Consider the following 21,021-nt stretch of genomic DNA (forward strand, 5'->3'; position numbering starts at 1 on the left):
CTCAATCGTTGCGACTGACGTTGGCGCTCTCAAACGTGGCCATTTCGTTCAGGAAAGCCACCGCGCTTTGTAAAATAGGATAAGCCACGGCACAACCGGTTCCTTCGCCCAGCCGCATGCCCAGATTCAGCAAAGGCTCGGCGCCCAGGGCCGACAGCAGACACACGTGCCCTTTTTCATCGGATTGGTGGCAGAAAACCGCAAAGTTCCGAATCGAAGGCTCGAGCTGAACGGCGCACAGGAACGCGGCTGAGGCTATAAAACCGTCCACCAGAATCAGCATCCGCAAGCGGGCAGCCTCCAGAAAGGCTCCGCATAGCATGGCAATTTCAAAACCGCCGACGGCCTGTAAGGCTTCCAGCGGAGTTGGCGGGACGGATGCGTGAAAAGCCAGGGCCTGCCGCAGCAGATTCAGCTTGTGCTGATACTGGCTTTCGTCGACGCCCGTTCCTCTCCCGACGCACGCATCGACGGGAATACTCAGTAGCTTACTCATGAGGGCCGCAGCCGACGAGGTATTTCCGATGCCCATTTCGCCGAAACCGATGACATTGCAACCCGTTTGCTGAATGCGCCGGACGATGTCGCCACCCGATGCTAGGCAGCGGTCCCGTTCGTCGGTGGTCATGGCGGGGCCTTTCAGAAAACTTCGGGTACCATAAGCCACTTTGGCGTGGAGCAACTTTTCGTGGGGTTCAAAATCGTAATCGATACCCGCATCCACCAGGCAAAGTTCCAGGCCGTGCTGGCGGGTGAATACATTGATGGCCGCTCCGCCATTCAGAAAGTTAAGCACCATCTGGTGCGTTACTTCCGTCGGATAGGCACTGACTCCCTCGCGCGCAATACCGTGACTGGCCGCAAACACCACAAGGTGTGGGCGGGTGAGCCGGGGCGTCAGGCTTTGCTGGATACTTCCGATCTGGAAGGCGAGCTTTTCTAGTTGACCCAGCGCACCCAACGGTTTGGTTTTGTGGTCGATCTTTTGCCGGAGTTGCTGATCGAACGGTAGAAAAATAGCCATGAACAAAGAAGGTCAGGACGGTTTTTTTAGATAATGGGGCAACCCCGACACCATAAAAATAGCTTCGTCGGCCCGCGTAGCTACATATTGGTTTGCCCAACCCTGCAGGTCGGTGAACTTCCGGCCGATGGCGGTTTCGGCGTGGACGCCCATACCAATTTCATTAGAGATGATGATAAACGTTCCGGGTAACAGCGCCAGAGCGTCGATTTCGCCTTGAAAGGCTACCAGCGATTCATCCACATCGCTGTCGTAAGCCATGAACAAATTTGTAAGCCAGAGTGTAACGCAGTCGATAACAGCCACCCGATTGGCCAGCGGCAGGGATGCCGGGTTGCGCTCGGCTTCGTAGGTGGTCCATTCCGGTCCCCGTTCGTCCTGATGGCGTTTTACCCGACGTCCGAAATCCTCGTCCCAGATTTTGGCGGTTGCGACATAAACCGGCGCCGGGCTCAGTTGCCGGGCGCGTTCCTGCGCAAAACGGCTTTTTCCACTTCGGGTTCCGCCCGTTACGTAAATGATCATGCTTCGGTTTTAAAGCGCTTGTAGAGAAAAAGCTGCCACTTTTCCTCGGCGACGCCCGCTTTATCCATTTCGGCGCGGGCCAGCGTGAAAAACAGGTCCGATAGCCGGTTGATGTAGGCGGGAATCGCTTCGTGTACGTCGTCCGTTTTGCGAAGCGAAACCAGCCGCCGTTCGCCCCGCCGAATCTGCGTACGAATGACGTGACACAGGGCCGAAATTTCGTTGCCACCCGGTAGTAGAAAGTAATCGGAGGGTGACGTCATGGCTGCTTCCAGTTCATCAATCCATTGCTCGCAAAAGCTGGCACCGTCTTCCGGCATCGGATTGGTATTGATTTTCTTGGCACTCGACGGTCGGGCCAGGTGCGACATCATATCCATCAGGTCTTTCTGAATCCGGTGCAGATTGAGTTGCCAGGGGTGATCGGCTTCCAGCTTCACGCGCAGCAGGCCGATGGAAGAATTGGCTTCATCCAGCGTACCGATGCATTCAACCCGAACATCGTCTTTATCGACCCGGCTGCCTCCAAAGAGGCCGGTTGTTCCTTTGTCGCCTTTTTTAGTGTATATTTTCATGAGAATCTGTATTTTAAATGGTTATGGGTGGTTGGTTGATTTTTCAGGATGGATAGATGGCTGTTTGAGGACCTGGAGAGTTTCGAGAAGCGCCTGGATGGACGTGGCTTCCTGCTGATTTCCGCCCCGATTAATTGTCCAGTTCGGACGGTTTTGCTGAAAGCTTACCAACACGACGCAGGACGTGCGACCGTCTGGTTGCTCCACAACGAAGCCTTCCCGGCGGAGCGCCCGGCGCGTCCAGAAAGTCAGCTTTTCGTCGCCCAGTAGCCCAATGGCAGGGCCTTGTTCTTCAGCGTGCATGGTAAAGGTGCCGGTTGTTCGGTCGAAGAAAAAGCCCTCTTTGTCAAACGTGGCTTCAAACGCCCCGGTTAAAACCAGGTCTTCGGGTGTTCCGGTTGCCAGGCTGCCTCGGGAGTCGAGCAGCCACAACTGGTCGGCGGCTTGCAGCGCCAGATCCAGTTCGTGGGTGGATAACAGAATCGCTTTGCGGGTTTTTCGGCTTAACTGGTGCAGTAACCGCATCATTTCCACCCGGTTCGGGAGGTCGAGGTGGGCCGTTGGTTCATCGAGTAAAATCAGGGGAGTATCCTGCGCCAGCGCCCGGGCCAGCATAACCTTCTGGCGCTCCCCGTCGCTTAATTGCTGCAACCGGCGGTCCGCAAAAATGAGGGTTCCGGTTGCCTCCATGGCATGTTGCACCTTCTGATTATCCGCTGTGGTCAGTTGGCCCAGCCAGTTGGTGTGGGGTGTTCGGCCCAGCGCAACGAGTTCCCGGACCAGCAAGTTGCCGGCATCGACCCGCTCGGACAGAACCAGACTCAAGGTTTGCGCCAGTTCAGGAGCCGCTAAATCCGTCAGATTCTGTCCTATGACCGAAATATGACCGCTCAAGGGCCGTTGCAGACCCGCCAGGGTTCGCATCAGAGTGGATTTTCCGGCTCCGTTCGGACCCAGCAAACAAACGAGCTGGCTCGACCATAAATCCAGCGACAACGATTCGGCCACCGTTTGACGGGGGTGTCGTCGGCTGGTATAGCCAATGGACAGGTCTTGTGCGCTCAACAAAGGCTGTGAATCGTTCATCAGAAAGCAGAGCGTAAGTTGTTTCGTCGCACGATAATCCAGATGACAACCGGCGCACCCAGTAGGGAGGTCACAATATTGATGGGCAAAACCGCCTGCGTTCCGGGCAGTTGTGCGAGGCAATCGCAGAGCAACAGCAGGACGGTCCCGACCAGGCAGGTGGCAGGAATCAGAAGGCGGTGGTTGGCGGTATCAAACAGAGAACGGGTCAGATGGGGAACGGCGATCCCGACAAAACCGATGGGGCCACAAAAGGCCGTGATGCTGCCGGTCAGCAGGCTCGTACTGGCCAGAATCAGCAATCGGCTATAACCCACGCTCAAACCCATGCTTCGGGCGTAGTTTTCGCCCAGAAGCAAGACATTCAGCGCTTTGGATGAGGAGAAAGCCAGCAAAAGACCAACCGCCACCGCGCTTGCCAAGACGTACAAATGCGTTCCGATAACGCCCCCCAGAGAGCCAAAGGTCCACATCAGGTATTCCTGTAATTGTTCGGGCTGGCTGAAATACTGCCAGATGCTGATGACCGAAAGTGTAATGGTTCCTATCATCACTCCAACGATGAGCAGCACGATATTGTCACGTAACCGGCCCCCGATGGTTAGCACCAGCAGCAGGACCAGCGCTGATCCCAGCGATGCCATGACGACCAGTAGCCAGCTTCCGGAAAGACCGAGTTGCCGGATGGCGTAAAGGCTGGCGCTACTGCTACCACCCAGCATTACCAGGGCTACGCCCAGGCCCGCACCGGCGGTAATACCCAGCTCGGAAGGTCCCGCCAGCGGGTTTCGAAACAAGGTTTGCATTTGTAAGCCGCTGACTGATAGGCCGCAGCCTACGATCACCGCCGTAATGGCTTTCGGCAGGCGAATTTTTTGTACGATGTAGAGTTGGGCGGTATTTTCCGAACCTTGCCCAAAGACGATGTTGATTACTTCTTTGAGCGGAATGGATACGGACCCGACTGTAATATCCAGCAGAAAAAAAAGAAATGCCAGCCCCGCCAGCCCCAACAGCAATAGCTGACGCCAGGGGCGAGCCGGTGTCGGGTGCCGGGTGTCGACAGCAGATGTTGTCATTCGTTCAATTGCTTGTAGTATACGAGTTGGTGGGTAGGCAGCAGATCAGGATGCAGAATTTTGATCAGATCGGCCAGCACGGTATGCGGATTGACGGAGCCCGATTCCCAGAAATCGTTGGAGCCCCGCTTATTCGTTCGCTTGCTGTAGTTGTAGAGCTGACCGGTTTTGAACGCTTTAAAATCGGCATACCGTGCGTCTTTGGCGAGGACATCCCGTTTTGATTCAATTCCCATCAGGCCGACGTTGAGCCAGCAGTCGGCTTTCAGGGCGACGGGATAGACCGCTTCAAAATTCAGCGGAAGACTGCCCGTCGTTCGGCGGTTAACCCACGGGTAATTACCTCCGGCATCCAGAAAAAACCGGGTCATGTAGCTGTCGCCATCGGGCACAAACCAGGCGTCTTTGGAATTCATTCCGCTGAGAATGGTAGGTTTGCGGGCCACTTTTCGGGTTAACGAGGCCAGCCGGTTGTACTCTCGTTCGACCTGGGCAAATTTCTGATTGACGAGCGCTTCTTTATTGAGCAGGGCAGCCAGCAGCTTGACCCATTCGGCCCGTCCCAGCGGGGTTGTTTCCACCCATTCGGAATTGATGAGTACCGGAATGCCCGCGTTCCGAAGCGTGCGGTAACGATCCATGCGGGCATTGGGGCTTCCCATCGCCATCAGCAAATCGGGTTGCATGGCAATCAATTGTTCTTCGTTGAGCGTTTGATCGTGGCCGACTTCCTGAATCTTGCCCGACTCGATTCGCTGAATCACTTTGGGTGACGATACGTATTTGGTATTTCCCAAGCCGACAATCAAATCCTCGGCACCCAGGAAGCCTGCCAACCCAACGTGCATGGATGACATGGCGACCATACGCCGGAGCGGAATCTGAATAACCTGACTGGTTGCGTAGCCTTTGGGGGTCGGGGTGCCGCGTTGTACCAGCACATACCGTAACGTATCCGCCGTTTTTTCAAACGGACTGATGATTGAAACGAGCTTGTACGTCTTGAAATACTGGATGGTGAAACCCCGCGCGTGTTGAATGGTGACCCGGTTGGCGGAAACGGCGGTTTTTTGAGAAGCTGATGGGAGCGACTGGGCATTGGCCGGAGATCCTCCCAGGCTCCATAGAGAAGCAACCAGAAATAGAGAGCAACTGCGGAATAGACGTTTCCTCAGGCTGAGCGAATGTTGTGAAATCATAAAAAGACAAGCCTTTCTTCCGAAAGCTGTTGCGTGCTACTACTGAGGCAGGTATTCTGACTTCCCCGGCAACCCACGGCCTTCCCATTCAGCAACGAACAGTGGCACAGTTGAGTGAGCAGCCCAGACAGTGGGGTTACAGCAGCGGAGACTGTTCCGGATTTTCACCAAGTCGGCAAACCGACGGATTCCCTATTAAAACAAACCGGTTTGGCACCAAACCGGTAGTTACCTCTGTAGTTTTGGGGCAAAGGTACGATAAATAAACCGTAGGGCGTCAATCGGGCTCTGGAATGTGTCGTCAGGCGTCGCAGGAACTTATCAGCGTTGCTGTAGTATTCTGTTGGCCGAGCAGAAAAGGCGTACGCAACGGTTTGAGGAAGTTTCGGTTACACTACAGCCATTCTTGTTTTTTAGTCGCGGGCGTATTTCGAGCGCAGTCGGCGGGCCACATCATCGGCCAGGTCGTCGCGCAGGTTATTGTAGAGTTGCCAGCGGGAGGGCGCAAAAAGACTGGCCGATTTTAGCGAACTTCCGTTGAGCGCCCGCTCATCACCACTGAACGTTTCCCATTCCGTCACCCAGCTACGGTTTTCCCAGACGGGTTCTTCCCACAAGACTTTTCCCGTTTGGGTATCCAGGGCCCGCATCCGCAGGTCCAGCCCCGCGCTGATTTCCCGCCGATGAGTTGTCAGGGTGCCACTTACTTTCTCCATGATATCGACTTTGGTCGAATCGTTGATTTTCTTCTCGCCAACTTTATACGACTGATTGCTGTAGATGGTGGTAGAAGATGAGGTGATGTTTTCGTTGAAGGGCGAATAATCAGTTACCTGCATCTGGATGGCCTGGTGAAGCGGGAAGCCATCGCCAGCCTGTTCACTGGGCAGGTAAAGCCGGACAAAGGTGGAAGGGGTGGGGTTGCGGTCAATGCGCTGAAAGATCAGGTCCTGCAATTCCCGATTGTCGCCGGGGCTAATTTCGTCGGTTGGGCTGATCGGTTCGACGACAACCCGCAGGATCGCAAAAGGCAAGGCATCTTCGGATTTAGCGTAAGCCAGCCGGAAATCTGGAACCCAATCCATGGCTTTGCGGTAGTTCAAATAGGCTTCTTTAGCTGCTAAACGGTTTTCTTCGCGGTATGTAAAGGCTTGCTCGGCCACCGAATACCGGTCGGCAGCCGCCAGCTTGCGAACTTCGTTTTGCCGATCCAGGTAGGAAGAGGGATAGGCACGCAACCACTCTGTACAGGCTTCGCATTCCTTGGCGCTCCCACGCGGGGCAAATCCACGCCGGGCGTTATCGGTCAGGGTTTGCAGTTGGGTATATTCCCGAAAAACGGCTTCCCATCGAAAGGGTTCATGACGGTCTGGTGTTGCTGCCGAAGAAAGTCGTCGGATTTCGGTTTGGTGCTGGTTGTACGCATGCACGAAGGCTTCTTTCAGAATTAGAGGGGCCAACCTGTAACCCCGCTTGAAGGGGCCGTGCGGTTGCTGCAACCGTTGGGAGGCTTTTTGAACAGCAAGATCAAAAGTACCCCGATTAAGCGCTGTTTTTCCACTGCTGCACGCAGACAGCCAGGTAGCGATCAGGGCGAAAAACAGACTCAGGCGAAACATATGGTAAGCTACATTTTTTTCCACATTGGACAAGTGACCGCGCACTTGGTTTATCCTTGACCCCAAGAAAAAAACATCCGTTGGATTGTCATAAAAAAACAGCCCTTTTGGTAGAAATAGCTATTAGGGCTAGTTCTTCGACAATGGCATATCGTGGTGCAGCTACGCCGACTTTCCCACTCGCATTGACGCTACAGAATGCATCTCAATTCATACCCTACGCAACCTGAATGCGGAGATTGGTTTTGGTAAAAAAATTAAGTATTTTCCCGAATAATAAATTAGGTAGTTATTTGTGGGATCAGGAGGTGTGGCCTTCAGTAACACGCATTAAAAACACTTATCTTCGTGCGTCTTCTTTCCGCACTTTTTGTTTGGCTACAAGCCGTGTTCTTAAAACTGTACTGTGCTTGTTAATTTATTTTGAGAAGTTTACTTAAGGTTTAGTTTATTCATCGTTGGGAAAAGCTTACAGCGTTTGCGCTGAAAAAAGGAAATCAAATAGCATAAAGTCAAGGTAGGAAAATACAAATTGAACAAGTAGATAATAGATGTAGAAATATGAAATTTATTTTGCAAGTACCGAACTGGCTTCAGGGCGTCATTTTACTGAAAAAGTTGATGGCCTCATTGAGTATGATGATAACCTTTGTCATCAAGCGTAATTTTTGGAAAATAAATGTTGCTCTTCTCTGTACGGCCTACTGCATTGTCACCTCGATGCCGAATTATCTGAATTTTTCGGAAAAAGCGTTAAAAGAATCACCTTCCTACCAGTTGATTCTGGAGAATTATGAGTCATTGAGTAGACAAGCCGAGAACCCTTTTCAACCCCAGCAGGTGGAGGTCAGCTCACATTCGTCGAAAATAGCGTTCCGGTTTATACCAACCCTGCTGGTGCATTATGTTCCTGCGACGAACCTGTTGACCAAAATGTTTAGCTTGTATATCATTAATAATGTATTTGGGTTCCTGTTTTTCGTAGGTGTTTTAAGCCTGGTATTTAAGTTTTCAAATGATAAGTTATTTGCTACGCTGGTAGCCTGCAATTTCTCCGTTTTGTATACGGGCAAAAGTTTTTTCCACGATACCTATTTGTGGAACGATGGCATTGCTTTCACCTTTATTGTTTTTAGTCTTTTAAGCCGTAGTTCAATTATTATTTTGTTGTGTCTTCTGGCGGCATACTTTACGGATGAGCGCGCTATTTTCAGCGGTTTGCTAGCGTTGGTTTATCATAAAATTGTTGCTGCGGATTTCAAAAAGCCGTATCCGTTACTTGCATCAAGCGATTGGCCCTACGTTCTTTCTTTTGGAGTCTATTTTCTGATTCGGTTGTTGCTGGGATATTTTCTGGGCCTGAAAACGCCCTCCGGAGATGAGAGTGGAGTAGCCCTGTTGATCCGGTTTCGGGATTCATCCTTCACCTGGACCAATATTCTGGGCTTCGTGCTCGTCTATAAATTTGCCTGGCTTTTGATCTTCGCCCCGCTGAAGTGGATGAAACAGAATAGGGTGATACTTACGGTTTACTGCACAGGCATCGTGGCGATTGGGGTCGCAAGTTTTTCGGTGGGGGATTTAACCCGAAGTTTGTCCTACGGTTTTGTGGCTTTGCTGATTGGCTTTGTGATTTTTTATAAAAAATGCATCCAGCGGCTAAATTACCGACGGAATTTTGCGCTATTTATACTTTTGTCAGCGAATTTCTTCCTGCCCACCATTTCCGTTGTAGGAATAGTGGTAAAACTGCTTCCACCGATCGACAAAGCCCTGGTATTAGTTAGTAAGAAAAGTGATATGATTGCTGCTTATTGGTGGTAAGTAAACCAACTGTTGGGCTTTGTAAAACCCGAAACATTACCGGAATGAGTCATAATAGACTCGCTTTTCAGCATGGCAATATAAGTTTTCGGCAGGTGCTACCATCGTTTCAAATACTTGCGTTGCTACAAAGACGTTGCTGTGATATCAATAAAAAAGAGGTTACAACAAACGTTGTAACCTCTTGGTATTCAGGGCTCCCGAAGCTGGGCTCGAACCAGCGACCCTCTGATTAACAGTCAGATGCTCTAACCGACTGAGCTATTCGGGAATTGCAACCCGCCGTAGTGGGTTATTGTGGGTGCAAAAGTAAGAGACGCAATGAACTCTTGCAAGTTTTTTCTCGAAAAATCTGAAAGATTTCGGCTCTTAGAAAGCCGATGAGCCAAGAGAAGGAACACGCGCCAGGATTAACTCCTTGATCTGGCGGGCGTCACCGCGCGTGAAATTCTTGATCACAATTTCGGGACGGGCCCGAGGAATGATACGGATTGTCGAAAAAAACATGCCGTTATCGATCTCAACCCCGGAAATGTCACCGTAAAACACAAAGTTGTCGGTTCCGCCAATTAATTTATTGACGCGGAAAGTGACCCCTTTCTCGTTGAACTCGACAATGTCGCGTTTGATGGGGTCTTTAAAGCTGCTGGATTTGAAAATTTCTGCCATGTGCGTTTCGTAAGTAAGTAAGATTGTTCAACGTGCGTCAACGGTTTGGACCGGAAAACCCAGCGCTGCAACTATTTGGGGATATAAATGACCTTTTTAGTTTCAAAAAAGGGTTCATCAAAGTAATTGGATAGTTCGTAAATCCGGTATTTATCCTTGATCTCGGCCAGTTCTTCGGCCAGGTCTCCGCCTTTTAGGTACAAAACGCCGTTCCGGAGTTTATTGTTACCCGTTTTCAGAATCTTGTAGCGAACCCAGCCCAGGAACGGGTTCAGACGCGTCACCGCCCGGCTGACGACAAAATCGTACGTATTTTTCAGGTGCTCCACCCGGGCCTGTTCCGCCCGAACATTAGTCAATCCGAGCGCCGAGCTGATTTCGGTTACTACTTTAATTTTTTTTCCGATGCTATCGACCAGGTGAAAGTCGGCTAGCGGATACAGAATCGCCAGCGGAATTCCCGGAAAACCGCCCCCTGTTCCGACGTCCAGAATTTCGGTGCCCGGAACAAAGTCAACTACTTTGGCAATGCCAAGCGAATGCAGCACGTGCTTCTCGTACAGTGAATCGATGTCCTGCCGGGATATCACATTGATTTGAGCGTTCCAGTGACGGTATAGCTCTTCCAAAGCCGCAAATTGCTCCAGTTGCTGCTTCGTCAGTTTCGGAAAGTATTTTTTTAGTAAGTCCAATGGTAATAATGCATGATAAATGATATGACGGCGGTTTGCAATGGCTTCTGGCGGCCTTTATTTCCAGGTCATCCGACGGTTTTTTTTCCGTGGAAGTAGGGTGACAACGCCCATTACCGTGTAATAAATTCCCATGACGACATCCAGAAACGGAATAGCGATCCAATCGACGGTATGCCCCAATCGGTAGCTGATGCGCCCAACGATGCCCCAAAAAGCAAATAGGCGGAAGGCAAACAAGCCGGTAGCAACCAACAAAAGTTGACCCTCCGGCTGACTCATCAAAGCTGCAAGTCCTTCTCTGGGTAGACGGAGGAAAGTAATCAGGGCAATCACTGGACCCGTCAGCCAGGTTAGTACGTGCGTTAGGGATAGCAGCCCCAGCCAGAATTTATTGCGGGTTTTGTAGTATTTCCCAACCGATAAATGTCGTTGTTTCTGATGCCACCATTCCGCAAAAGTTTCCTTCGGTTTCGAATACGTAAACGTTGCGGGATGCAGGCTAATGGCTACATTACGAGACGTGGCCACTTCGTTAATGAATAAATCATCGTCGCCCCCCAAAACACGGATGTGCGAGTAAAAGCCTTTGTTGGCCAGAAACAGCGAACGACGGTACATTAGGTTGCGGCCAACACCCATATAAGGTAAACCGATGCGCGCCATCGAAAAATATTGTACGGCCGTAAACAAAGTTTCGTACCGGATAAGCCGGTTGATCCAGCCGTGCTTTTTTCGCCGTTTGTACGGCCCAAAACCTAGTACGATCTCTTTCTTGGGTGTATATAACTGATTGACCATACCGGCTAGCCAATACTCACTGGCGGGCTGGCAATCGGCATCGGTAAGCAGAACAACATCGTGCGTAGCATTCCGGATGCCCGTAGTCAGGGCGTATTTCTTGGGGGTAACGTGTTCATGCTCGCGGTCGATTCGAATAAACCGTACATGCTCAAACCGCTCGACGGCTTTTTCCAGAAACTCCCGCGTACCGTCAGTTGAGCGATCGTCCATGATCAGCACTTCAAAGGTCCGATAGACCTGATCGTCTAGCAGTGGCAGCAACGTTCGCAGATTTTCCAGTTCGTTCCAGGCGCAGACAATGATGCTAACGGCCGGATCACCGGGCTGTCCGTCGATGGGTGCAACGCCCGATGGTGACCAATTTTCGTTTGGATCGCGGTAAAATGCGGTTCTTGAAAAAACACCCAGGATGTACAAAAGTTGTACGCTTATTGCAAAAAGACACACAACCGATACAATGACGACCACCAAAATTGGAAATAAATAGCTGATTAACAGAATTTGAATACGCGGGCAAATATACAGATTTTGATTTTCGGCGTAGGACTTTCGACCTTTGCGGTTTCAAAAGATTGTTGAACGAAGTACCATGCAATTTACCATACAGGCTAACGACCCACAGTCGAAAGCACGCGCGGGGGTGATTACGACCGACCACGGTAGCATCGAAACCCCCATTTTTATGCCCGTCGGAACGGCAGGAACCGTTAAGGCGGTTCACCAGCGGGAATTGCTCACCGATGTTCGGGCCGAAATTATTCTGGGAAACACGTATCACCTGTACCTGCGACCCGGCCTGGATATTCTGGAAAAGGCGGGCGGTTTACACCGGTTTAATGGTTGGGATCATCCTATTCTGACCGATAGTGGAGGCTATCAGGTTTATTCGTTGTCCGGAACCCGTAAAATAAAAGAAGAAGGCGTCACCTTTAAATCACACATCGACGGCTCCAAACATATCTTCACACCGGAAGGGGTTATGGATATCCAGCGCACCATTGGAGCCGATATTATAATGGCTTTTGATGAGTGTACCCCGTACCCTTGCGAATACAGTTACGCCCGCGCTTCCCTGGAAATGACCCACCGCTGGCTAACCCGTTGCATCAATCGGTTCGACAGCACACCGGACAAGTACGGTTATCAGCAGACCTTATTTCCGATTGTTCAGGGCAGCACGTACAAAGATTTACGGCTGAAATCGGCTGAATTTGTGGCCGAACAACAGCGGGACGGAAATGCGATCGGGGGGTTGGCCGTGGGCGAACCGGCGGAAGAAATGTACCACATGATTGAGCATGTCAACGCGGTTCTACCGCTGGACAAACCCCGTTATCTGATGGGAGTCGGAACGCCCGAAAACATCCTGGAAGCCATCGGTCTGGGCATTGATATGTTCGATTGTGTCATGCCAACCCGAAACGCCCGACACGGTGTCGTATTTACAACGGAGGGGATTATTAATATTAAGAACGAGAAGTGGAAGGACGATTTTAGTCCGATTGATGCCGCGCTGGGAGGGTACGCAAGTAATTTTTATTCGAAGGCTTATTTGCGTCATTTAATCAAATCTGAAGAAATTTTAGGGGCCCAAATAGCCAGCCTTCAAAACCTTACCTTCTATTTATGGTTAGTGAAACAAGCTCGGGAGCAGATCAATACTGGAAATTTTACAAATTGGAAAAGCAATATGTCAAAAAAACTGATGCAACGTCTTTGATGGTAGCCAAATCCTGTTTTTCTTGTGTCGCAAAAACAAATTGGCTGAATGAACAAAGTGGTCCGTAACTTGTTTGTAAACTACCAATGTGTTGTTTGCAAACTAAGCGAAAATCTATAGTTTTGCGGCAAAGCGTTGAAAGTTGCCTAAAAACGACTGGCTTAAATTAATTGATACACGTTGTTTCACCACACTCAATGGTTTATTAACTGTCAAACAATAACCTGATAAGTATGAAAAAAGTATCCCTGTTCGTAAGGGCAATGGGACTGGCTCTTCTGGCAGCGACAGGTGCCAGTGCTCAGTATAACCCGAAAGCCTCGTATGAAGGCCCTGCAAAGCTGAACACCTGGTCAGTTTCGGTCATGGGCGGACCCACTCAATTCTTTGGAGACCTTCGGGAATATGACTTTTACCCGGTCGCAAAAACTAGTTTTGACAGCTACAATGAACGTAAGTCGGCGTTTTTTGGCGTAGCCGTTGGTAAACAACTCTCTCACCTGTTTGGTCTTCAGCTGGATGGCCAGTTTGGAAACCTGGTTGGGATGAAACGTCGGTTGTACTACTCGTATTTCCGGTCCAATTTTATCCAGACTGACCTGACGGGAAGTGTTAACCTGAAAAGCCTGTTCTTTGGAATCAACAAAATGAAGCGTTGGAAAATCGATGCCTATACGGGTATAGGGGTCATGTTTTTCAAATCAACTGCTTATGAGCTAGGAACAGGGCGGGTACGTCGCTGGACCAAAACCAACAACGGCGACGGTATTCTGCGTGACGCCAAGTATGAAAAAGACTGGGCTATCCCCGTTGGTGTAGCAGTTAACTATGAATTGAGCTCTCGTTTTGACCTGGGTCTTGATTTCCGGTTTACCAACGTGAATACCGACCGGCTCGATGCCACCATTGGTGGAAACAGCTCCAGCTATTTTGACGGTTTTGGAACGCGGGGTCAGTTTGACAACCCGTTCGAGCGGAGAGGGGAATCTAATCTCGACAAATGGGGATACGTAGCCGCTACCGTTACTTACAAATTAGGTAAGAATGCCATCAAGGTTGAGAAAGTAAACGGCAAATACGATTACGATACCACGAAAGGAACATATCACCTGCGCTGGACGGATCCGAAAAACCTGATCAAACCGCCGGTTATCCTGACGCTGGAGCAAATCGACTCTGTTGCGAAAGCAAACCGTCCGAAAGATATCGACCCACGTTTGTTGACCGATACGGATAACGACGGTGTATCTGACTACTTCGACCGTGAGCCGAACACGCCAGCTGGTAGCATTGTTTCCGGTGCTGGTGAAGCCATCGACTTCGACAAGTACGTTAGTGCAGCATTGCCGGGTATCGCCTGTGCCGAAATCCTGACAAACGTAACGTTTGACACAGATAAAAACATTATCAAGCCTCAGTTCCACGATATGCTGAACAAGGTGGTTGAACTGCTGAACAAAACGCAGTGCCGTCTGCAGCTTTCAGGTCACGCCGATCGCCGGGCTTCAGACCGTTACAACATCGCTCTGTCGCGTCGCCGGGTTGAGGCTGTGAAAAACTACCTGGTGAAACAAGGTCTGAATGATCCGAACCGGATCATTATCGACTACTTCGGTTCATTCAAACCCATCGGTGACAACTCACGGGCGGGTCTGACGAAAAACCGTCGGGTTGAATTGCGCCTGGTTCCGTAATTACGGTTCTTACAATCGAAAAACCCCGGCAGTTACGATCTGTCGGGGTTTTTTGTGTTTTGTAGAAAAAAAGCCAAATACCTTGCTAAAGGCAGGAGAGATAGGTCAGAATAGTTGATTTTATAACCCGTATTTTATATTTGGGTTTCCATTTGCAATGGAGCGCTGGATGAAAAGTCCCTTACTTTAACACGCCATATTGTGTACGAAGAATTAAAGCAGAAACAAAAACGGATTGCCGTTATCGGTCTGGGGTATGTGGGCCTTCCAATTGCGCTGGAGTTTGCCCGTCAGTTCAAGGTTATTGGCTTTGATATTAACCCCGAGCGGGTAGTGATGATGCAAAACGGCATCGATCCCTCGCATGAGCTGGAACCGGAAGCGTTTCAAAACCGGGATATTGTGTTTACCGACGACCTTGAAGTGCTGCGCCAGGCTAATTTTTTCGTAGTTGCCGTGCCGACACCGGTTGATGATTACAAGGTTCCCGATTTAAAACCCTTGCAGCGGGCTTCCGAAACCGTGGGCCGTGTGCTAAAAAAAGGCGATTTCGTTATTTATGAATCAACCGTATATCCAGGTTGTACGGAAGAAGACTGCCTGCCGATCCTAGAGCAGTATTCCGGCTTGCGTGTGGGGGCCGACTTTAAGATTGGCTATTCTCCCGAGCGCATCAATCCCGGTGACAAAGAGCGTACACTAACTACGATCTTAAAGATAGTTTCAGGGAGTGATGCCGAGGCCTTGGATGAGATTGCCGCCATTTACGGAAGTATCATTCGGGCCGGTATTTATAAAGCTCCCACCATTAAAGTTGCCGAAGCGGCCAAAGTGATCGAAAACACCCAGCGTGATCTGAACATCTCTCTGATGAATGAGTTGTCGATTATCTTCGATAAAATGGATATTGATACGCAGGAAGTGATCAAGGCCGCGGGTACAAAGTGGAACTTCCTGAAATTTACGCCCGGGCTGGTAGGAGGGCATTGCATTGGCGTCGATCCGTACTATCTACTGTATAAAGCCCGGCAGGTGGGGTATGACCCACAGGTGATTCACAGTGGCCGTCGGATCAACGACGGTATGCCTGCCTATATCGCTACAAAGCTGGTGCAAATGCTGATCAAAAAAGGCAAGGCTCCGCAGCAAACCAAGGTCCTGGTTATGGGAATTACATTCAAGGAAAATGTATCCGATATCCGTAATTCAAAAGTTGCCGATCTGGTGCGGGAGTTAATGAAGTATTCCGTTAACGTCCATATTGTCGACGAATATGCGTCACCGAATGAAGTTGCGCATGAATATAATTTGACCTTAATGGACACACCTTCAAGTAAATATGACGCCGTTGTCATGGCGGTAGCCCATGATTCGTATCGGAAGCTCGATATTGCGTATTTCCGCTCTATCATGAATGGGCAGCCCGTTTTGCTGGATCTGAAAGGATTATATGATAAGGAAGATACCGAAGGAATCGAATATTGGCGGATGTGATTAAGCTTCTTTTCAGCCACAAAAAAAGACCCGCTAGCGGGTCTTTTTTTGTGGTTGAAAAGAAAAACCGCCACCTAGACCGTTACATATTTCAGAGGAATACGTCTTAATAAAGTATATGTAAAAAAAGTGAAATAAAATTGCTTGTACATAATACTGTTCTTGCCCACCGTAACCTATTGACTTATGCAGAAAGTAACCAAACCGGGGCGGCTGGTCCCTAAGGTGTTAATTGTTGACAATCATTCCATCGTTCGTTCAGGGCTTCGTCTATTGATGAAAGAACGATACTGCGGCATTCAGGTTGACGAAGCTAAAAATGGTAGTGAGGCTTTTGGGAAAATTATCGAGCGTTCATATCATCTGGTCATTATGGACATCAATATGCAGAATACAGATACGTTCAGTTTGCTCCAGAACATACGGGCCGTAGCGCCGAATTTACCGATCATGCTATTTACAACTATGACGGAATATGCTTTTGCTAAACGGTATTTGAAACTGGGCGTAAAAGGGTACGTTAGTAAGCTGGCTGAAGACGATGAAATTCTAAAAGCGATTTATGCCCTCCTGAACGGGAAACGCTACGTTTGTTCAGACTTGAAGGAGCAGATGGCCGACGATACCCATTTCGCCAGACAACCAGACCCATTTAGCCTGCTGTCCAATCGCGAGCTGGAAGTTGCCTATCATCTTATAAGGGGAAAATCCGTAAGCCATATTGCTGATACATTGAATATTCACACCTCAACCGTTGGGACGCATAAATCCCGGATTTTTGATAAGTTAAAGGTTGATAATGTGGTTGTTATGCGAGATTTGGCCGTGTGCTATCGGTTGATATAAAAAAGCCGCGAACGAAAACCGTTGCGGCTGGTACAAGAGTAACGCCAAGAAAGTTTATAAAGCGGCTTCGCTTTTAACGGTTTTACCAATAGCCAATAATTGTTCGGGGGTTTGGTAACCTAATACGGTTTTGAGCACTTTACCGTTGCCATCGATGAACATCAGGGTGGGGTAACCTTCCACCGGGTACTTCAACGCCAGTTCCGGCCCTTCGCCGGATTCCATATCGATTTTCACGTTAATGAACTCCTGGTTGAAGAAATCGCCAACCGATTTCTGCGTGAAAACGTTTTTTTGCAGCATTTTGCAAGGACCGCACCAGGTAGTATAAGCGTCAAGAAAAACAATCTTTTTCTCCGCTTTGGCTTTGGCCAGATGAGCTTTCCAGGTGGCTTCTGCGAATTGGATGCCAGGCTCGGTGCCCGTGGGGGTTCCGGCTGCGTCTGGCTCCAGCATTTCTGCTTCTGTTGTTTCTGCTGTGGTGCTAACAACTTCGGTAGCCGAGGCCTGGTCACCTTCGGATTGACTTTGGGTGTTGCAGGCATTGGTGCCCAACGCCAGGGTGAGTAATAAAGCGATCAAGCTTGTATTCTTCATGACAGTTGATTCTTTCTGATAAAGTAATAACGTTGAAGGGTTTCCTATTCGTTTCCTTTTCGTGGAAAATTCGGGTGCTCAAACCACTTCTATGGTGCAATTTTAAGCAAAAATATCGAGTATTGGACGCCGGTTTTTGCTCCAATTAAAATTCATAATAGTACTCTTCTCAATTCTTTACGAACTTTGCAGTTCGCAAACGATTCTATAATTCGTTTGTTGCACGACTATGGAAGTAAAACAAGCAGAATTTGTGATGAGCAATTCCGATCCGACCCGGTGCCCAAAACCGGATATGCCGGAGTATGCCTTCATTGGGCGCTCAAACGTCGGGAAGTCATCGCTCATTAATATGTTGACCACCCGGCATAAGTTGGCGAAAACATCACAGACGCCCGGAAAAACTCAATTGATCAACCATTTTCTGATCAACACGGATTGGTACCTGGTCGATCTGCCGGGCTACGGTTTTGCCAAGGCACCGCAACGGGAGCGGGAAAAATGGGAACGAATGATTGACAGCTACCTGACAGACCGTCCCAATCTGATCTGCACATTTGTGCTGGTTGATGGGCGGATTGAACCGCAACGCATCGATCTGGAATTCATGGAGCGAATGGGACAGCGTGGTATACCATTTGTAATCATCTTCACAAAAACCGAAAAAATTAGTACAAACGCCCTTCATCAAATGGTGAAGAAGTATGAACAGACCATGAAGAAGACCTGGGCCGAACTGCCACCGATGTTCATTTCGTCGTCGGTAAGCAACCGGGGAAAAGAAGAGATTCTGAACTATATCGACCAGCTCAATAAAGAGTATTATCAACAGGTAAAAACAAAAAAATAAGTACGATCGATGTACTATTAAGGCTATCTTTGCCCTTCAGTTTTTACGTAAATTTGGCAATAACCAAGTTAAATTGTCCGTTACCCATTAAACACGCAGCATGGAAGCGCTGAAAGAAATTGCAAATATTGCCGGAAAGGGCGGCCTTTACCGGATCGTAAAACCCAGCCGGGCCGGAGTGATTGTGGAGTCACTTGATGAGCGAAAAGAAAAGTCAATGATTGGTCCCACCGCACGGGTTTCAGTATTGAAAGACATTTCGATTTATACGGATGACGAAGAACAGTCAAAACCGTTGGCCGATGTGTTTCTGGCGATTTACGAGAAATACGGCGATGAATTACCGATAACGCCGAAGTCGGCGTCGAATGCTGAACTGGCTGATTTCATCGGTGAAGTTGTTCCTGATTATGACCGTGACCGGGTACATATGTCAGATGTGAAGAAGATGATCAGCTGGTATTTCATTCTGCGGAAAAGTCTGCCGGAAGCCTTTGAGCAACCAACTGAAGAAACGACTGAAACAGCTTCAACTGAAGAACCGGCTGTTAGCGGGGAAGCGGAGGAGCAAAAAGCATAAAGAATTCCATTTTCAGTAATTTAAAAAGCAGGAATGGCCTTTGGCTTCCTGCTTTTTTTAATTCATTGAAGACGCCAGAATAGAGCTGGAACAAAAGACAAAATCGTTACGAATAGCTTCTCCCGCATTGCTACATGAACTTCCTCATAGTTTCTTCCGCAAAACCGGCGCTGGACGTCATGCCTTTGCCACCAATGCCGGTGATAATGTGGATGTTACCCAAATCGGCTTCAAAGATTTCGCCGGGCGTCTGCGCGTAAAAACCGGCCCAACTGCGCTGAATGCGATCCACCGGAAAGGTGACAATTCGGCGGGCTTCCTGAATAATGAGTTGATCAATGTAAGCGTTGGTATCAAAACCCAGATCGTCGGTTTGCGTAGCTGATGCGTATTCGTGCGAATCGCCGAGGATCAACGAGCCATCGAGTGCCTGTTTAAACAGGACGTGGATACCCCATTTCTTCAACTCCGCCAGGTGTTCCGGCGTCTGAAGGTTGGCGTATGACGGACATTCGGTGAAGGATTCGTACCGGCGGATGGTCAAACCCGTCAGAATATTGCCAGGAAGCGCTACCTCTGGCATCGGAACCGTTTGCATCATTTGCAGTTTACTAACCACCAAACCGCTTTGGGCGAACAAGTCGGGATACAGCAACCGGAATTCGCTACCGTTGCAGAGCAGAACGTTCTGTGCCTGAAATCGTTCGCCACTAGCCAGCTCAACTTCGGCCCCGCTGGTGGTTGATTCGCAGCGAATGACGGCGGCATTGGGCCGATACGTTGCGTTAGGGTACTTGGTGGTCAAATACGTGAGGAGCCGGTAAATCATCTGATCGGGCTCAACGCTAACTTCATTGGGAAAAAACAGAGCACCCTGCACGTAATCGGGCCGTAAAACCGGGTATTTCGCCAGGGTTTGTGCTTTTGACCACAATTCACACGGATATTCATCGGCCCGCCGTTGGTCGTAAAGCTCGTTGGCCAGCGCCCATTCGTCCGCGTCCGAAGCCACGTAAACCGAGCCGTTGGCCCGGACCGTAATATCGTATTCCTGCTGAATTTCGCCGTAAATTTCCAGGCTGCGCCGACCGTACTGATACCAACGTCCGCTCAGGCCCGACGGTACCACCTGACCAAAATTGCGGACGGTAGCGCTTACGGGTCGGTTGTCTTTTTCCAGAATCAGCACTTTTTTACCCGCCCGGGCTGCGTGAAGTGCGTGGAAGGTGCCCAGCGCGCCCGAACCGATGATGATAAAATCAAAAGAAGCCACGAAGGAAGAATTAAAAATGAGGAGGTTGTTTCGTTTCCATTTTTGGAATACAGTTTATGGTGAGTCGCTAGTAACCAATACCGTACACCCAAATTAACTTACTGTATTAGCGCTGGTAGGTCGCGTAGCGACGCCAGTAGGTGGTTGTGCGGGTGCGGTTCGAGCTGGCTGTGGCTGTGCGTGCCATTGACCACGCCCAGGTTTAAGCCCACACCAGCGGCTTGCCCCGACAACAGGTCGGATGGCGTATCGCCCAAGTTTACCACACGTTTTGGATCGGTAACGCCCAACAACCGCATTGCTTTCTGAATCATAAAAGGCTGAGGACGCCCCTGGTCGACTTCATCGCTGGCAATGGATGCCTGAATAACGGTTTGATCGGTGCCAACATAGTGTTCGTTCAAACCGTCGAGCCAGCCTAGTTTTTCGAGGATTATATTCGTCACTTTTCGGTAAAAACCGGTCGTAAGCGCAATTTTGATGTGATTTTCACGCAGAAATGCAAATGCTTCCAGGCAGCCCTCGGTGGGGTAAACAGGTTGCGTGCGGTAGTGATTTTCCAGGATTTCGGTAAACAACTGATAGGATTGATCAACTTTTTCCTTCAACTCATTGGGCGTAGCACCGTCTACCTGCTCGCGCCAAAGCGTTTCAAAGACAAACCGTTTGGACAAGCCCTGCATCGCGAGAATCCGTTCATCACTAACCGTCAAATCGGTTTGGGATGCGGCCTGGGCAAAACATCGTTCAACTTCGTGCTGGTCGCGGACGGTGGTGCCAGCCATATCAAAGACCACCAGTTGGAATGATTTCATTGGGGCAAAAATAGATAAACGATCAATCATCAAACATACAAAAGGCTAGCTTATAA

At 49.5% G+C, this 21,021-nt stretch carries 20 protein-coding genes, 1 tRNA gene and 1 riboswitch; of the genes, 7 read left to right on the forward strand and 14 right to left on the reverse strand.

Translation table 11 applies throughout. The annotated features are described in order from the left end of the window. Position 1: 1 nt before the first annotated feature. The 7 genes from cobT to ACYVH9_RS04675 form a co-directional block, all read right to left on the reverse strand. Positions 2-1,024: a nicotinate-nucleotide--dimethylbenzimidazole phosphoribosyltransferase gene (gene cobT / locus ACYVH9_RS04645; protein ID WP_460635129.1), complete on the reverse strand. Its 1,023-nt coding sequence runs from the start codon at positions 1,022-1,024 to the stop codon at positions 2-4. Between the two features lie 12 nt (positions 1,025-1,036). Continuing rightward, positions 1,037-1,549, reverse strand: a complete 513-nt coding sequence (locus ACYVH9_RS04650; RefSeq protein ID WP_460635130.1) for a bifunctional adenosylcobinamide kinase/adenosylcobinamide-phosphate guanylyltransferase — start codon at positions 1,547-1,549, stop codon at positions 1,037-1,039. Continuing rightward, the gene (locus ACYVH9_RS04655) at positions 1,546-2,124 is read right to left on the reverse strand and encodes a cob(I)yrinic acid a,c-diamide adenosyltransferase (protein ID WP_460635131.1); all 579 of its coding nucleotides are present in this window, start codon (positions 2,122-2,124) and stop codon (positions 1,546-1,548) included. Before ACYVH9_RS04655 ends, ACYVH9_RS04650 begins: the two co-directional genes overlap by 4 nt. A gap of 21 nt (positions 2,125-2,145) precedes the next feature. Continuing rightward, complete coding sequence (locus ACYVH9_RS04660) at positions 2,146-3,210, reverse strand: ABC transporter ATP-binding protein (protein ID WP_460635132.1); 1,065 nt, start codon at positions 3,208-3,210, stop codon at positions 2,146-2,148. Next, positions 3,210-4,289 (reverse strand): FecCD family ABC transporter permease, encoded by a 1,080-nt coding sequence (locus tag ACYVH9_RS04665; RefSeq protein WP_460635133.1) that lies wholly within the window; start codon positions 4,287-4,289, stop codon positions 3,210-3,212. The genes ACYVH9_RS04660 and ACYVH9_RS04665 overlap by 1 nt, the downstream gene beginning before the upstream one ends. After that, positions 4,286-5,488, reverse strand: coding sequence for an ABC transporter substrate-binding protein (locus ACYVH9_RS04670; protein WP_460635134.1), 1,203 nt, complete (start codon positions 5,486-5,488; stop codon positions 4,286-4,288). Before ACYVH9_RS04670 ends, ACYVH9_RS04665 begins: the two co-directional genes overlap by 4 nt. Before the next feature lie 29 nt (positions 5,489-5,517). Then, a riboswitch (cobalamin riboswitch) is annotated at positions 5,518-5,724 on the reverse strand. A 177-nt stretch (positions 5,725-5,901) separates the two neighbouring features. Then, complete coding sequence (locus tag ACYVH9_RS04675) at positions 5,902-7,107, reverse strand: hypothetical protein (RefSeq protein ID WP_460635135.1); 1,206 nt, start codon at positions 7,105-7,107, stop codon at positions 5,902-5,904. A gap of 561 nt (positions 7,108-7,668) precedes the next feature. On the opposite strand from ACYVH9_RS04675, the gene ACYVH9_RS04680 reads away from it, so the two are divergent. Beyond that, positions 7,669-8,931 (forward strand): hypothetical protein, encoded by a 1,263-nt coding sequence (locus ACYVH9_RS04680; protein ID WP_460635136.1) that lies wholly within the window; start codon positions 7,669-7,671, stop codon positions 8,929-8,931. A gap of 197 nt (positions 8,932-9,128) precedes the next feature. Here the strand turns inward: ACYVH9_RS04680 and ACYVH9_RS04685 are convergent. The 4 genes from ACYVH9_RS04685 to ACYVH9_RS04700 form a co-directional block, all read right to left on the reverse strand. Then, positions 9,129-9,202 (reverse strand) — tRNA-Asn (locus tag ACYVH9_RS04685). A gap of 98 nt (positions 9,203-9,300) precedes the next feature. Further along, complete coding sequence (locus ACYVH9_RS04690; protein WP_460635137.1) at positions 9,301-9,600, reverse strand: hypothetical protein; 300 nt, start codon at positions 9,598-9,600, stop codon at positions 9,301-9,303. A 71-nt stretch (positions 9,601-9,671) separates the two neighbouring features. Then, a complete protein-coding gene (gene rsmG, locus ACYVH9_RS04695; RefSeq protein ID WP_460635138.1) occupies positions 9,672-10,292 on the reverse strand; it encodes a 16S rRNA (guanine(527)-N(7))-methyltransferase RsmG in 621 nt (206 codons plus the stop codon). Positions 10,293-10,349: 57 nt separating this feature from the next. Continuing rightward, positions 10,350-11,513, reverse strand: a complete 1,164-nt coding sequence (locus ACYVH9_RS04700; RefSeq protein WP_460635139.1) for a glycosyltransferase — start codon at positions 11,511-11,513, stop codon at positions 10,350-10,352. Between the two features lie 172 nt (positions 11,514-11,685). On the opposite strand from ACYVH9_RS04700, the gene tgt reads away from it, so the two are divergent. The 4 genes from tgt (at position 11,686) to ACYVH9_RS04720 (ending at position 16,850) form a co-directional block, all read left to right on the forward strand. Continuing rightward, complete coding sequence (tgt, locus tag ACYVH9_RS04705; RefSeq protein ID WP_460635140.1) at positions 11,686-12,816, forward strand: tRNA guanosine(34) transglycosylase Tgt; 1,131 nt, start codon at positions 11,686-11,688, stop codon at positions 12,814-12,816. A 233-nt stretch (positions 12,817-13,049) separates the two neighbouring features. After that, positions 13,050-14,510, forward strand: a complete 1,461-nt coding sequence (locus ACYVH9_RS04710) for an OmpA family protein (protein ID WP_460635141.1) — start codon at positions 13,050-13,052, stop codon at positions 14,508-14,510. Between the two features lie 201 nt (positions 14,511-14,711). Then, positions 14,712-16,004, forward strand: coding sequence for a nucleotide sugar dehydrogenase (locus tag ACYVH9_RS04715; protein ID WP_460635142.1), 1,293 nt, complete (start codon positions 14,712-14,714; stop codon positions 16,002-16,004). Between the two features lie 186 nt (positions 16,005-16,190). Then, a complete protein-coding gene (locus ACYVH9_RS04720; RefSeq protein WP_460635143.1) occupies positions 16,191-16,850 on the forward strand; it encodes a response regulator in 660 nt (219 codons plus the stop codon). A 54-nt stretch (positions 16,851-16,904) separates the two neighbouring features. Here ACYVH9_RS04720 and ACYVH9_RS04725 read toward each other — a convergent pair whose 3' ends face one another. Next, entirely contained in the window at positions 16,905-17,306 is a 402-nt protein-coding gene (locus ACYVH9_RS04725) for a thioredoxin family protein (protein WP_460636445.1), read from the reverse strand. Positions 17,307-17,676: 370 nt separating this feature from the next. Here ACYVH9_RS04725 and yihA point away from each other — a divergent pair, with 370 nt between their 5' ends. Both yihA and ACYVH9_RS04735 read left to right on the forward strand, forming a co-directional pair. After that, positions 17,677-18,297, forward strand: a complete 621-nt coding sequence (gene yihA, locus ACYVH9_RS04730) for a ribosome biogenesis GTP-binding protein YihA/YsxC (RefSeq protein ID WP_460635144.1) — start codon at positions 17,677-17,679, stop codon at positions 18,295-18,297. 100 nt (positions 18,298-18,397) lie between these two features. Further along, positions 18,398-18,877 (forward strand): DUF5606 family protein, encoded by a 480-nt coding sequence (locus ACYVH9_RS04735; protein ID WP_460635145.1) that lies wholly within the window; start codon positions 18,398-18,400, stop codon positions 18,875-18,877. A gap of 130 nt (positions 18,878-19,007) precedes the next feature. Here ACYVH9_RS04735 and ACYVH9_RS04740 read toward each other — a convergent pair whose 3' ends face one another. Both ACYVH9_RS04740 and ACYVH9_RS04745 read right to left on the reverse strand, forming a co-directional pair. Beyond that, the gene (locus tag ACYVH9_RS04740) at positions 19,008-20,150 is read right to left on the reverse strand and encodes a TIGR03364 family FAD-dependent oxidoreductase (RefSeq protein ID WP_460635146.1); all 1,143 of its coding nucleotides are present in this window, start codon (positions 20,148-20,150) and stop codon (positions 19,008-19,010) included. Between the two features lie 98 nt (positions 20,151-20,248). Further along, positions 20,249-20,965 carry an HAD family hydrolase gene (locus ACYVH9_RS04745; RefSeq protein ID WP_460635147.1) on the reverse strand — a complete coding sequence of 239 codons (717 nt, stop codon included), beginning with the start codon at positions 20,963-20,965 and terminating at the stop codon, positions 20,249-20,251. Positions 20,966-21,021: the final 56 nt, after the last annotated feature.

It is taken from the genome of Larkinella harenae, from assembly GCF_054780515.1.